The organism is Mucilaginibacter gracilis (genome assembly GCF_003633615.1).
Lineage (GTDB): Bacteria > Bacteroidota > Bacteroidia > Sphingobacteriales > Sphingobacteriaceae > Mucilaginibacter > Mucilaginibacter gracilis.
Map to the genome: position 1 here is coordinate 5,383,493 of NZ_RBKU01000001.1, position 12,555 is coordinate 5,396,047.

A 12,555-nucleotide genomic window follows, 5' to 3' on the forward strand; every position below is an offset into this window, starting at 1 on the left:
AAATTTAAACAATAAAAATATCAACTGAGAATATGAAAAATGAATTAACGAATACCGCCCGAACAACCAAATGGTATTACGGAACTACAAGTGGCATGCCGGCCTACTTCAAAAGCATCATGGACATGCAGTTGGCCAAGGCTTTTAGTCACATCAACTTTGGCGGCGCAGAGTCGGGAGAGATCTTTTCTACCATAAAAAAAATCACCGACGGCGACTTTGAAAGCTGGACCCAAGCCTGGGCTTCTACGGCTACGCGGGTGGAAAATGTCGCCCGTGAATGTTTTGCTAAGGGCCATTTAATAAGTGCTCGTGACGCGTTCAAGCGAGCCTCAACCTATTGGCAGGCAGCCGGTTTTTTTTGCAACTACAAAGATCCCCGGCAATACCAGTATAGAATGCAAAACCGGGTATGTTTCCGTGAAGCTTGTAAATTGATGAATCCTCAAATTGAAGTCGTTGAAGTGGCGATTGATAATGGCAAAACCTTGCCAGGATACTTTATCAGGGCTGATCAAACGAATAGCCCTAAGCCTACATTACTGGTAATGGGCGGTGGGGATACCTTTGCTGAGGAAATTTACTACTGGGGCGATGCGGCACATGCAGCGGATAGAGGCTGGAATGCCTTAATGTTCGACGTTTCAGGGGAGCCTGGGGCATTAATACATGACCCGGAACTAAAGTTCCGGCCTGATGTGGAGGTACCGATCAGCCGCTTCGTTGATTACGCGCTTTCCCGGCCAGATGTTGATCCTGATAAAATTGCCATCAACGGCCATAGTTTTGGTGGGTATATGGTGCCGCGCACGGTTGCCCACGATCATCGCATCAAAGCTGCCATTGCTTATCCGACCATGCCACTTTGCCGGATTGGCTGGATGGGTGCCATGAATCTTGATCCCTTTGAGCCCTACCCACGTGAGCTTGAATCGGTGGTCGATATGTCCAACAGTGTTGTACGTTGGTTGCTCGACGAAGTGCGTTGGGCACATGGGATGGAAAATAAAACACTTGCTGAATTCCTTGACTTTGCAAGTGAATTCACAATTGAAGGGATGGAAGACAAAATTACTTGCCATTATTTAAATATGTCCTCTGAGGGTGAAGGCGGCGCAATAGCACTGGCAAGAACATCCATAGCAAAAATGACTAATTGCGCGTCGTTAAGCGATAAAATGCTAACTGCCGAAGAAGGAGGAGATGCCCATTGCGGACTAAATAATCCGGCATTAAAGGCACAAGTTGTGTTTGATTGGCTGGAAGAGGTTCTCGGTATTACACAGCATAAGTAAATTTAATATGAAGCGACTATTGGAGTTACCAACTAAAATCAGATTTAGCTTATTGAAGCTGGCGGTAACGACTACACCTATAACTTCTATTTAAGTACAGCTATGATGAAATCAATTTTAACCGGCATATTTAGTGTGATAATTATTATTGTTATTATTGTTGCAATCGCATCATTCGCAGAAATGTTTTTTCCTGACCCGGTGATTCCGCCCTCAGTGGATAATATTAAGCATACCCAGGTTATTTTCAGCCAATCATCCATGAGCTTGCTTTTAAGCAAATTGATCGCGGTAATAGTCGCATCATTATCAGGTGGTTTTATAATATCGTTGCTGAAGGGGAAAAGAAGCATAGCAATGTCGGTTGCCATATTATTTTCCTTATTAGCGGTGTTTTATACCATGATGATAGCAAAGCCGCTTTGGTTTTGGCTATCCATGGTATCGATCTTCATACCATTTATACTCATGGGATATTCAGTGGGAATGCGTAGACACAATAAAGACAGGTTCTAAGAGTGAGAAATACAAGTGTTTTCAGCCGGAGGATATTCCTAAACATTTGTGACTTATAAACTTCTTTAGGTTATTATTTTTCGAGGTTTAATCAGACCAGCATTTTTTCGCCGGCATTTTTCTTCATCATAAACACCGCAACCTTAATTCCAGCACTGAATATTTTACCTTTGCCTTATGAACGACGTTTCGCCTTTAGTCAATTATGTCACCAGAGAATTGCCACTCACCAAAACGGAAGAGGATTTTTTTGCTACGCTGTTAAGGGTAAAGAAAGTAAAGCGCAAGCAGTTCATTGACCAACCGGACTTTGTTTCCAGTTATCGCAATTATGTGGTGAAAGGCGCTTTAAGGGCTTATATCCTTGGCGATGACGGACAGGAGCACACGATTGCGCTTGCTGTTGAGGGTGGATTTATCGGCGATCACGGAAGTTTTCTTTCACAAGAGCCTGCCACCTTATTTGTAGAAGCCATTGAGGACTCCGAAGTCATCCAGATAAGCTATGAGAACGAACAGCGATTATTAGAAACGGTCCCGAAATTTCATAGCTACTTCAGGCTAAAGACGCTGCACGTCGCGGTGAATATTCAAAAGCGGGTACTGTCTAATATCAGCCAGTCTGCCGAAAAAAGATATGAGCAGTTTGCAAAGAATTATCCGCAGCTCTTACAACGTTTTCCGTTATATATGATTGCTTCTTACCTGGGAATGACCCGCGAGTTTCTTTCCAAAATCCGCAATAACAATACTTAAATAATGTGAATTAGTTCACGCACATTTGGTGAAATAATTCATTGGCGACCAGTCGCTATCCCCGCAACTTTGCATTGTAAATTATTCTAAAAAGAAGGACAATGAAAGATTACGCAAATGAATTCCAGGGCAAAAAAGCCCTGGTAACCGGTGGTTCGCGGGGTATTGGTGCAGCAACCGCCCAGCGTCTTATCGATGGCGGCGCTACCGTAGCCGTTGCCGCCCGTTCACGCCATGAACAAACCCCTGCCGGGGCATCGTTCATTCAAGGCGATATAACTACACTGGCCGGTGCCAACGACGTAACCGAAGATGCATTGAAAATTCTTGGCGGCCTAGACATTCTGGTCAATAACGCCGGTGCAGCTACGCCAAGGCTTCCGGGTATTGAGATGATCACGGATGAGGACTGGATGGATTCGCTGATGATCAACTTTATGAGCGCAGTACGCATAACCAATCCTTTATTAAACGCGTTGCGCCAAAGCGGTTCCGGTGCAATTGTTAATGTATCATCGGGCGGCGTGATCCCGTTTCACGGTTTTCTGGCACACTATGGGGCAGCAAAAGCAGCATTAAGCAGCTATACGAAGTCGTTGGCAAAGGAACTGGGGCCGGCTGGCATACGGGTGAATATTGTTACGCCAGGCGCGATCCTTACACCCGGCGGTAACGAGGGCAGAGAACAGCTGGCCGCCGCTTTTGGCATCACGGTAGAACAGCTCTTTAAAGCTATCCCGCTGGAGGGCAAGCCAGGTACCGCAGCAGATATGGCGGAAATGATCGCTTTTTTGGTGTCTGACCGCGCGGCCTATATCACTGGACATAACCATTTCGTTTCCGGCGGCCAGGGAGAGCTTGCATAAATGTACCAGGTGCTATTATTCGCCAGCTTTCTATTTAAACCGTTTGTAGACTTCCCTATGTCTTCCGCTGTTTCGGGAATTGACAGATTAATTCAGCAGATAATTCGGACCTGCACATTTTCCGAATAGAGGTGGAACGTTTCATAATATTTCGAAAGGCGGCCACATAATCCCGGCCTGAAGGAAAAAATGCTTTTGCTAACATAGTACGATTTATAGATTTTACTACTCTGACAAAGAAAAAACAGCCCTTAAAAAAGGGCCGATTTATACTATTTCACGTTTTATCTTAGCAGCAATTTTGAATCATAATTTAAACCAAATTATAATGCATATTACAGGTGCTACAGGAAGTATAAGATAAAGTTAGCCGGATTGGCCTGATGACGCAAAAGGCTACAATTTAAACAGTTTACTCTAAAATATCGATAAAATAGTTGCATCTAATTTCAGTAATACTTCATAGAGATCGGTAAAACACAAATGTTTAACTTGCTTTCATCAAAATAACGAGATACATACAATAATTTTCAAATACCTACTGACATAGGGCTGTCACTCGCCGTTAATATTTTTATAAAAAATCATGAATATGAACGAACCGCAAAAACTTAAGACCGTACCTGATCACTACACATCAGTTACACCTTGGATCATTTCTCAGTCCTCAGCCAAATTAATTGAATTTTTAAAGGCTGCTTTTGATGCGGAAGAGATTCCTCACAGCAGGATTACTAATAAAGAAGGGATTATCATTCACGTAGTCGTAAAAATTGGAGATGCTTTAATTATGCTTTTTGATTCAAGAGAAGGCTGGCCGCCGACCCCAAGTTTTCTAAATTTATATGTAGAAGATGTAGAAGATGTTTATCAAAAATCAATAGAGTTTGGAGCTAAATCAGTAACTGACATCACTGCTCTGTGGTTTGGAGAAAAGGTTTGCAGGATTTTGGACCCATTTGGAAACCTATGGTGGATAAACCAACGCATTGAGGAAATTGACTTTACCAAGCCAGGGGAAATTGGACGAATAGCTTCTACTCCAGAAGCGGTACAGGGTATTGCATATATTCAAACATCCCTGGATGAAGCTTTAAAAACACAGAAACGCTTTTTTGAAAATAAATAAACACATTAAGTGAAACAAAACGAGTGGGAAACCGCTCTCTTTGTTTTAATTCGTCTACGTTAAATTAACTGATCGACTGTGTTTTTACCAAATGGTAAATAAACTGCCCGCAATAAATTCGATATTTAACGTATGGAAGAGTTCATCAATTATATATTGAAGTTTGGCAATCTGAATAAGCAGCAAACAGATTTCATTATGAGCAAAGCAAAAACGCTGGCACTTCATAAAGATGAATATTTTTCAGAAGCCGGAAAGATCCCCCGGCAGGTTGGATTTCTTCTTGAGGGGGTAATTCGTTTCTGCTATTATAACAACAAAGGCGAAGAGATCACTCATTCATTCAGTGAAGAGAATCATTTTGTTTCGGACCAGCAAAAATTTGAGGCACAAGTGGTAGCTTCTGAGTATATACAGGCTGAAACCGATTGTAAATTGCTTGTTTTTTCAAAGAAAGATTGGGACGAGATCGGAAATACAATTGTTGGCTGGGAAGCTATAAAAGGTCTGATAGAAAAAAATTGTTTGTTAAAAATGATTGAAAGAAGGAGCCCGTTAGTTTCCGAGGATGCAACCACTCGTTATTTATCCTTCATTGAACAGTTCCCCGGCCTTGTCAATCGTATTCCTCTTTCTCATATCGCCTCTTACCTCGGGATCACCCAACAGTCATTGAGCAGGATAAGAAAAAATATCCGTTGAAATTGCTTTTTACCAAATGGTAAATGATTTCTTTTTTTAGATACCAACCTTTGCATCATCATCTTAAATAACAAGAAAAATGAGCAAAAAAGTTGTTTTAATTACTGGAACGAATAGCGGTTTCGGATGGCTTGCCGCCAAGTCCGTTGCGGCTTTGGGGCATAAAGTTTATGCTACCATTAGAGATACCGAAGGTAAAAATGCCGACAAAGCAAAAGCCCTGGCACAGATCGAAAATGTTACTGTTTTGGATGTGTCATTAACTGATGAAACAAGTGTAAAAAAAGCTATTGACGCGATTATCGCAAAAGAAGGAACGATTGACGTTTTGGTAAACAATGCCGGTGCTGCGATGTTCGGTGTAGCCGAAAGTTCTACCACTGATGATGTCCGGCGGATGTTTGATATCAATGTCTTCGCCCCATGGAGATTGGTAAAGTTCGTATTGCCATTTATGCGTAAACAATCAGAAGGCTTAATTATTAACATTTCAAGCGGATATGGCAGATTTTCCGCTCCTTTTTCGGTAATATACAGTGCTTCAAAGTTTGCTTTAGAAGGTTTAAGCGAAGGGTTACATTATGAAATAAGACCTTTAGGGGTTGATGTAGCCATCATTCAACCAGGAGCTTTCCCTACAGAAATATCCCAAAAGATGCAGGTTGGTTCTGATGCATCAGTTGCTGGCGAATATCAAGAGATCGCGGATGTTCCAAATAAAATGTTCGCAGCCATTGGACAAATGTTTGAAACTGCAAATCCAGATCCTCAGGAAGTTGCGGATGCGATAGTAAACCTGATCAATTTACCGAAAGGTCAAAGGCCATTACGGACAGTTGTTGATTCTTCAACAGGAGATATCACTAAAAGGGCCAACGATGCCGTTGAAGTTGAATTCGAAAAAGTACTGACGGCATTCGGGATGGAAGATCTGTTGGTGTAAAAGATTGTTGTTATATGCCGATTCCAAATGCTTCCGATTAAACAATGATTTTGGCCGTTAGGTTGTGCCCTTTAGGACCAACTAAAAACCCCTCTAATTCATTTAAAACACTAAACTTTCCACCTACCTCAGATTGGATTTTTATTTAATTTTTTTAAAGGTAAAAACTGTCATTCTATTGTAAATAACGATTCTAAAACGCTTCTAACGAAACAATTGTAATTTTCCACGATTAGTTAAAATTATATTTTTAACTCAAAACATCTACTAAAATTTTACCGTATGAAAACCAACATCAATTTTTTAAAAGCGAGTTTTAAGGATTTTATATGAACGAAAGTGGCCAGATGAACTTTCGCTTTATGACAAGTAAAAATGGCTGTGGGCCTGAAATGTGGGTGACATCTCCTTTTAATAAAACACCCAAAAAATGTGTCAGCCTTGTTTCAAATGACTATCTGAATTTTACCCAACATCCCAAGGTAAAATTGGCAGCTATTCATGGAATTGAAAAATATGGAACAGGTGCCGGGGCTTCGCCGCTAATAGGTGGGCATCATGACTACCATGAAATGTTACAGCGGAAAAATATCAGCGTTTTTTAATCGAAGTGAGGATTCTGCATTGATTTTTACTACGGGATATACGGCTAACAGTGCAACACTTTTAGCACTCCTGAAAGATAGGGATATTGCAATAGTAGATATGGCAGTTCATGCAAGTGTTTATGAGGGGTGTTAAAGAAACCAACGTTAAAAGTACTTCCGCAGGGTCTTTTACTTCGTTTTTACCATGCGTGGCCTTAACATACTCGCTAAGCAATGGCCACTATTTATCGCTGTACCCATAAGTCAATACAGCAATTTCTTTTCCATTAATATTTTGTATCGGCATAATATTATTAGATCAGATGTTAAAAATTGAACCTGTAAACTCTTTACCGTTTTGATTCCTTTTCCCGGTAAAAAGAAACCCCGATCTGTTATGGATCGGGGTGCTTTGCTGTGCGCAAAATTCAGCACAACCTTTTTATATTTTTGCTTTTCTCCGCATTGCCTGCTGTGCCCTTGATTTGGTTGATTTGGCCCGGCTGGCACTTCCTGCCGTTTGGGTGATTTCAACGCTGACAGGCTTTCTGCCAGTCTTATGATACTGGGCAATGGCCTGAGCAATGTGTTTTTTTGTATCCTCTGTTAAAATTGACGGGCCTACTACCAAGTCAACATTTTTTGGTTCTCTGATATATCCCATTTTTCTAAACTTTATAGTATTGTTTAATCAAAAATAATGCCTCTTGCGGATAAATAATCATATTATGACCGCCAGTGTGAACTGCTCCCAGAACTTTCTCATAATGGGTAATCAGTTTAGTCTTAGCCTGAAATGAAACAAACCCTTCATTGCCATCATCCCAGGATCTTTTGCATGCAAAAGCAAACAGATTACCACCAACACCTTCATGCAATTTATCCGTACCAAAGTTTATCGGTGCACTCTCTGCCAAATGAACATAAACATATCCCTCCAAATCACTCAAACTTAATAGTCCCTGAATAATATCGGGTTCATCAGACTTTATCAATTTGAAAACAGAACGGTCATCCTGATTATACTCCGTTTTCCATGTAAAATGCCAACTGTTTTTTTTAGTTGCAATTTTAATATCTTCATCCGTAACAGGTAATACCTCTGTTTCAAAACTTTCTCCACTATCTACCTGGCGAATACTGTTAGTGAGGTCATCAATTACTAAATTAAGGTGATAAATTGAATCATCGGACATTATACGAATATACGAAATTTGAAATAAATTATCCTCATTTTTGATAACAATGAATAACATATACCTGCAAAAAGAAAGGTAAATACCGTCTAAATGATTGATAATATAGCTCATGTGATTGAATTGCTAAAGGTATGTGAGGCAATAGACAGAGCTATGTCAGCCTTTGAAGCTGATGAAACAATAATCTTTTCAGTTGAAAGTGCATATAAATCCTATGTACACGCGAAAGGATATTATCAACTGAAAAATTCAAAAAAACGGGTCAGATGCATTTACAATGGCTGTAATATATTTCAACTCAAATCATTCCTGCAAAAGTTATTAAAAGATGATTAAGAACAAAGCAAAATAACAGATGTGTAACCTATTTGCGCAGTTTTTATTTTTAGCCTTTTGATTTTAGCAGTATACATCCAATCAACGAAAACTCTTAATTAAAATGTTTTTATCCTACATTTGCGGAAATGTTCAAACGGTTCACCGCCATATTGCTACTTGTAACACTGATCAGTTCCAACTTTTCAATGTTTATGGTCTATGCCGGTTTTGAAATGAACCACAAGTACATCGCGGAAAATCTTTGTATCAATCGAAGCCGCCCCTGGATGCACTGTAACGGCAAGTGTTATTTCATGAAAAAAATCCACCAAGCCGAGGAAAACGAAAAAAAACAGGAAGCAAAAGACAACTTGAACCGTCTGGAAGTATCCTTTTTTCAGGAGCCATTTCAATTGTCGTTCATCGAGCCAGCAATTTTAGAAACGGTAAAAAGCTCGTTTCCACCTTACACCTACCAATATAGCAGCCGCTATATCGAAACTATCTTCAGACCACCCACGGTTAGTGTATAAGTATTTCATATTGTTTGGCACCCCCTAAAAAGGGTTAGCCATGCTATGTATTATTTTTTGCTGCGGTCTGTATTGATGCGCAGCCTATTCTTATGTACTTATACAAACTCCTATGTTCTCTAATTTTTACAAGAACCTGTTCTTGCTATTGCTGGTGATGACCAGTTTCAACCTGGCTATGGCCAAAAATATCACGAATACTGAAGACCCTGCCACCGGAACGGTTAAGGGTAAAGTACTCTCGTCAGATAAACAACCGCTTACCGGCGTAACCGTTGGTTTGAAAGATACCAAATATCTTACTGTAACAGACAATAACGGCAACTTCCGCTTAAAAGCCCCGGCTGGCAATTATATACTGCAATTAACCTTTATAGGCCTGTCTCCCTTGGAGCAGGCTGTGGCCATCAGCGCAGGGAAGACTACGGCTGTACCTGACATATTGCTCAGTGATTCTTACGCGCAATTGCAGGAGGTGGTGATCAGTACCGCCAAGAAGAATAAATCAGTCAGCAAGGAATCCGATTATATCGCGCGGATGCCGCTGAAGAACCTGGAAAATCCGCAGGTTTATACTGTGATCCCCAAAGAGCTGCTAAAAGAGCAGGCGGTAGTAGCGTATTCGCAGGCTCTCGCGAACGCGACTGGTGCTGTCAGTGGCGCTAAAGCCGGTAATGGGCAGAATTATTTGATATTAAGGGGCTTTGCCGATCCCGGTTTTATCCGGAACGGCTTGACCAGCCCGCAATATACCGATGTTGATCCGGCTAACCTGGAGCGCATCGAGGTTTTAAAAGGGCCGTCAGGGACGCTATTTGGCAGTGCCCAGATTTCCTATGGCGGCCTGGTGAACCGGGTAACCAAAAAACCATTGGATGGTACTTTTGCTAACGTTTCTTATACCAGCGGCTCTTACAGCCTCAGCCGTTTTACCGCCGATGTTAATACGCCGGTCAACAAAGATTCGAGCGCGCTTTTTCGCATCAATCTCGCTTCGCACCACGAGGGTAGCTTCCAGGACTACGGTATTACCCAAAACTATTTCGTGGCACCGGTATTTACCTATCGGATCAATAAACGCCTCGATCTTTTGGTGGAAGGTGAATACTACACCCGCAAGGCGACAAGCACGCCTATCCTGACCATCCCGGCAACTTCGGGTATTAAAAGCCTGGATCAGTTAAGCAGCAGCATTTATAAAAAATCGTTCCTGACCAATGAAATAGCCTTTAAGGGAACGGTGACCAATTTCAACATGCAGCTGAATTATAAAATGTCCGATAACTGGACTTCCAGTACCAACCTGGCCAGTTCGCATACTGATTACGATTATCCATTTTTAGCCGCTACCATTGCCAGCGATACCTTGTTGACCCGCGCCGCCGGAAAGACCTATTATGATCTCAACTTTTTAGAACTGCAACAAAACTTCAATGGTAAATTTTTTCTGGCAGGGATGCAGCACCGCATTTTAGTCGGGATGGATTATTTACAACGCAGGCATACGTTCTATTCCAGCCGTGCTGCTTATGATAAGTTCAATTATCGGAAATCATCAGGCCCATATGTCGGCATAGACCAGTTTGATGCCGCGATTGCCAAGTTGACCTATAATCCAAGCAAGCCCAATAGTAATATATACGCCGCTTATGTTTCGGACGTAATCGACCTGACCAGCCGCCTGAACGTCATGGGCAGTTTGCGTTATGATGATTACGTGGATAACGGTAGCGCTAATTACAAACAAGGGTCCTTATCACCTAAGCTGGGTATCGTTTATCAATTGGTTAAAAGCCATGTATCGCTGTTCGGTAATTACATGAACGGCTTTAATAATGTGAGTGGCTTTGACCAGAATGGTAACGCTTTTAAACCGCAACACGCCAACCAATGGGAAGGTGGTGTTAAAGCGGAATATTTAGACGGCAGATTGACTTCTACCGTTAGCTATTATGATATCAAGGTGGAGAACATCCTGCGAAAAGATCCGGCCAACAGCGCCTTTTCAATTCAGGACGGCACCCAGCGCAGTAAAGGGCTGGAAGCGGAATTTATCGGCAATCCCGTTAAGGGTTTAAACATTATCGCTGGTTATGGTTTGAATGACAGCCGTTATGTACAATCCAACCCGGATATCCAGGGTCACCGCCCGGCACTGGTGCCCAACAATACGCTGAACTATTGGGTAAGCTATACGCTATATCAGGGGGCTGCTAAAGGTTTAGGTATCGGGGCTGGCGGAAATTACTACGGGCAGAATTTTTTTGATGATGCCAATATTGTAAATATTGCTTCTGCTAATGTATTAGCCGCTTCTGTGTTTTACAACCAGCCGAAGTTCAGGATCTCGCTGAAAGCTGATAACCTGACCAATGAGAAATACTGGGTATCCTCCACGCCGCAAATGCCTGCCCGTGTACTTGGTTCACTGGAACTTAAATTTTAAGATCATGACAGCAAAAAAGGTTATCGGATTTATCCATCTCTGGTTGGGATTGATCTCCGGCATTATTGTGGTGATCGTTAGCATCACCGGCTGTATCATCGTATTTGAAAAAGAGATCCGCAGTGTAACCGAACCGTTTCAATATGTGCAAACCGGTAAGGTGCTTTTGCCGCCATCGCAATTGAAAAAGATAGTTGAAGAAAGGTTTAAAGGCAAAAACGTCGGCACCATTACCTATAATGGGCCAGGCAGATCGGCAGTAGTCAACTATATGGGCATGAAAATGGGCTCGATGGCTACCAATATTTACGTCGATCCCTATAACGGCCAGATCTTAAAGATCAAGGTGATGAAGGATGATTTTTTCAGAATCATACTGCAAGGGCATTATTACCTATGGCTGCCAAAAGAAATCGGTAAAATTATTGTTCCCGCTGGCGTACTGATGTTCTTCTTCCTATTGATCACAGGTTTGATCTTGTGGTGGCCGAAAAGCAGGAAACAGGCTGGCCTGAGCTTCTCCATCCGCTGGGGGGCCAAATGGAAAAAGCTGAACTATGACCTGCATAACGTGTTGGGTTTTTATGCCATGCTCATTCTGCTCTGTATCTGCACTACAGGCCTGGTCATGGGCTACAAATGGTTCGGCCAGGGTTTTTATTGGCTGACGAGCGGCGGGCACCAATTGAAAACCACAAAGAAACCCATGTCAAAAAATCCTGTGCTAAGCGATTCGCTCAACAATAAGGCTGATCTTGTTTGGGCGGAATGCCTGGGAAGAAAACCATACGTCGAGGAAACCGCGTTTACATTTTATTACCCTGAAAAAAAGAACGCGGCCTTTATGGTGTTTTATAACCCCAATAAGGATACCCATTACCTACGTGAGACCTGGTATTTTGACCAGTATAGTCTGAAACCATTACAAGGCAAAGGCAGCGGCTTTGAAGCTGGTCTTTATGAAAAAGCGGGCTTGGGTGATAAGATCAAGCGCATGAACTATGATATTCATACCGGTGGAATTTTAGGTATATGGACTAAGGTGCTGGCTTTCATCGCCAGCCTGATCTCGGCGACACTGCCGGTCACCGGATTTTATGTCTGGTGGGGTAAACGTAGAAAGAAATCAAAAGCGACGAAAGCCGCAACCGTAGATAGGGAAATGTCCTTGGTGTAGGCTACGAAAAAATTGGCCGGGATGAAACCTGACCGAAGAAAATGAAATAATGAGCTTGTTGGTTCAGTAACTATAAAATGTAAAAACA

General features: G+C 42.0%; 13 protein-coding genes. 10 read left to right on the plus strand and 3 right to left on the minus strand.

The annotated features are described in order from the left end of the window. The first annotated feature begins 32 nt into the window (after positions 1-32). On the plus strand, positions 33-1,295 hold the full coding sequence (locus BDD43_RS23835; RefSeq protein ID WP_121200420.1) for an alpha/beta hydrolase family protein: 1,263 nt from the start codon (positions 33-35) through the stop codon (positions 1,293-1,295). An 86-nt stretch (positions 1,296-1,381) separates the two neighbouring features. Here the strand turns inward: BDD43_RS23835 and BDD43_RS29780 are convergent, their stop codons facing one another. Further along, positions 1,382-1,666 (minus strand): hypothetical protein, encoded by a 285-nt coding sequence (locus BDD43_RS29780; RefSeq protein ID WP_147425728.1) that lies wholly within the window; start codon positions 1,664-1,666, stop codon positions 1,382-1,384. Positions 1,667-1,988: 322 nt separating this feature from the next. Between BDD43_RS29780 and BDD43_RS23845 the strand changes: the two genes are divergently transcribed. The 6 genes from BDD43_RS23845 (at position 1,989) to BDD43_RS23870 (ending at position 6,812) form a co-directional block, all read left to right on the plus strand. Beyond that, complete coding sequence (locus BDD43_RS23845) at positions 1,989-2,567, plus strand: Crp/Fnr family transcriptional regulator (RefSeq protein WP_121200424.1); 579 nt, start codon at positions 1,989-1,991, stop codon at positions 2,565-2,567. A 101-nt stretch (positions 2,568-2,668) separates the two neighbouring features. Continuing rightward, positions 2,669-3,433, plus strand: a complete 765-nt coding sequence (locus tag BDD43_RS23850; RefSeq protein ID WP_121200426.1) for an oxidoreductase — start codon at positions 2,669-2,671, stop codon at positions 3,431-3,433. Between the two features lie 586 nt (positions 3,434-4,019). Beyond that, positions 4,020-4,562 carry a VOC family protein gene (locus BDD43_RS23855; RefSeq protein WP_121200428.1) on the plus strand — a complete coding sequence of 181 codons (543 nt, stop codon included), beginning with the start codon at positions 4,020-4,022 and terminating at the stop codon, positions 4,560-4,562. A gap of 132 nt (positions 4,563-4,694) precedes the next feature. Further along, a complete protein-coding gene (locus BDD43_RS23860; protein WP_121200430.1) occupies positions 4,695-5,264 on the plus strand; it encodes a Crp/Fnr family transcriptional regulator in 570 nt (189 codons plus the stop codon). A gap of 79 nt (positions 5,265-5,343) precedes the next feature. Continuing rightward, entirely contained in the window at positions 5,344-6,207 is an 864-nt protein-coding gene (locus tag BDD43_RS23865; RefSeq protein ID WP_121200432.1) for an SDR family oxidoreductase, read from the plus strand. 329 nt (positions 6,208-6,536) lie between these two features. Continuing rightward, complete coding sequence (locus BDD43_RS23870; RefSeq protein ID WP_211339727.1) at positions 6,537-6,812, plus strand: hypothetical protein; 276 nt, start codon at positions 6,537-6,539, stop codon at positions 6,810-6,812. Between the two features lie 424 nt (positions 6,813-7,236). On the opposite strand, the gene BDD43_RS23875 is transcribed toward BDD43_RS23870, so the two are convergent. Next, on the minus strand, positions 7,237-7,458 hold the full coding sequence (locus BDD43_RS23875; RefSeq protein WP_121200434.1) for a hypothetical protein: 222 nt from the start codon (positions 7,456-7,458) through the stop codon (positions 7,237-7,239). Positions 7,459-7,462: 4 nt separating this feature from the next. Then, on the minus strand, positions 7,463-8,104 hold the full coding sequence (locus BDD43_RS23880; protein ID WP_211339728.1) for a hypothetical protein: 642 nt from the start codon (positions 8,102-8,104) through the stop codon (positions 7,463-7,465). 521 nt (positions 8,105-8,625) lie between these two features. Here BDD43_RS23880 and BDD43_RS30685 point away from each other — a divergent pair. From BDD43_RS30685 to BDD43_RS23900, 3 genes are all read left to right on the plus strand, one after another. Next, positions 8,626-8,844 carry a hypothetical protein gene (locus BDD43_RS30685; RefSeq protein ID WP_246001772.1) on the plus strand — a complete coding sequence of 73 codons (219 nt, stop codon included), beginning with the start codon at positions 8,626-8,628 and terminating at the stop codon, positions 8,842-8,844. A 112-nt stretch (positions 8,845-8,956) separates the two neighbouring features. Beyond that, on the plus strand, positions 8,957-11,290 hold the full coding sequence (locus BDD43_RS23895) for a TonB-dependent receptor (protein WP_121200438.1): 2,334 nt from the start codon (positions 8,957-8,959) through the stop codon (positions 11,288-11,290). A 4-nt stretch (positions 11,291-11,294) separates the two neighbouring features. Beyond that, the gene (locus BDD43_RS23900) at positions 11,295-12,467 is read left to right on the plus strand and encodes a PepSY-associated TM helix domain-containing protein (RefSeq protein WP_162847161.1); all 1,173 of its coding nucleotides are present in this window, start codon (positions 11,295-11,297) and stop codon (positions 12,465-12,467) included. The last annotated feature ends 88 nt before the right edge of the window (positions 12,468-12,555 follow it).

What these genes read in the sequence shown, in the direction of transcription:
- BDD43_RS23835 (WP_121200420.1), top strand. Translation starts at nt 33, where the DNA reads ATGAAAAATGAATTAACGAATACCGCCCGAACAACCAAATGGTATTAC.
- BDD43_RS29780 (WP_147425728.1), bottom strand. Translation starts at nt 1,666, where the DNA reads ATGGCAACCGACATTGCTATGCTTCTTTTCCCCTTCAGCAACGATATT.
- BDD43_RS23845 (WP_121200424.1), top strand. Translation starts at nt 1,989, where the DNA reads ATGAACGACGTTTCGCCTTTAGTCAATTATGTCACCAGAGAATTGCCA.
- BDD43_RS23850 (WP_121200426.1), top strand. Translation starts at nt 2,669, where the DNA reads ATGAAAGATTACGCAAATGAATTCCAGGGCAAAAAAGCCCTGGTAACC.
- BDD43_RS23855 (WP_121200428.1), top strand. Translation starts at nt 4,020, where the DNA reads ATGAATATGAACGAACCGCAAAAACTTAAGACCGTACCTGATCACTAC.
- BDD43_RS23860 (WP_121200430.1), top strand. Translation starts at nt 4,695, where the DNA reads ATGGAAGAGTTCATCAATTATATATTGAAGTTTGGCAATCTGAATAAG.
- BDD43_RS23865 (WP_121200432.1), top strand. Translation starts at nt 5,344, where the DNA reads ATGAGCAAAAAAGTTGTTTTAATTACTGGAACGAATAGCGGTTTCGGA.
- BDD43_RS23870 (WP_211339727.1), top strand. Translation starts at nt 6,537, where the DNA reads ATGAACGAAAGTGGCCAGATGAACTTTCGCTTTATGACAAGTAAAAAT.
- BDD43_RS23875 (WP_121200434.1), bottom strand. Translation starts at nt 7,458, where the DNA reads ATGGGATATATCAGAGAACCAAAAAATGTTGACTTGGTAGTAGGCCCG.
- BDD43_RS23880 (WP_211339728.1), bottom strand. Translation starts at nt 8,104, where the DNA reads ATGAGCTATATTATCAATCATTTAGACGGTATTTACCTTTCTTTTTGC.
- BDD43_RS30685 (WP_246001772.1), top strand. Translation starts at nt 8,626, where the DNA reads ATGAAAAAAATCCACCAAGCCGAGGAAAACGAAAAAAAACAGGAAGCA.
- BDD43_RS23895 (WP_121200438.1), top strand. Translation starts at nt 8,957, where the DNA reads ATGTTCTCTAATTTTTACAAGAACCTGTTCTTGCTATTGCTGGTGATG.
- BDD43_RS23900 (WP_162847161.1), top strand. Translation starts at nt 11,295, where the DNA reads ATGACAGCAAAAAAGGTTATCGGATTTATCCATCTCTGGTTGGGATTG.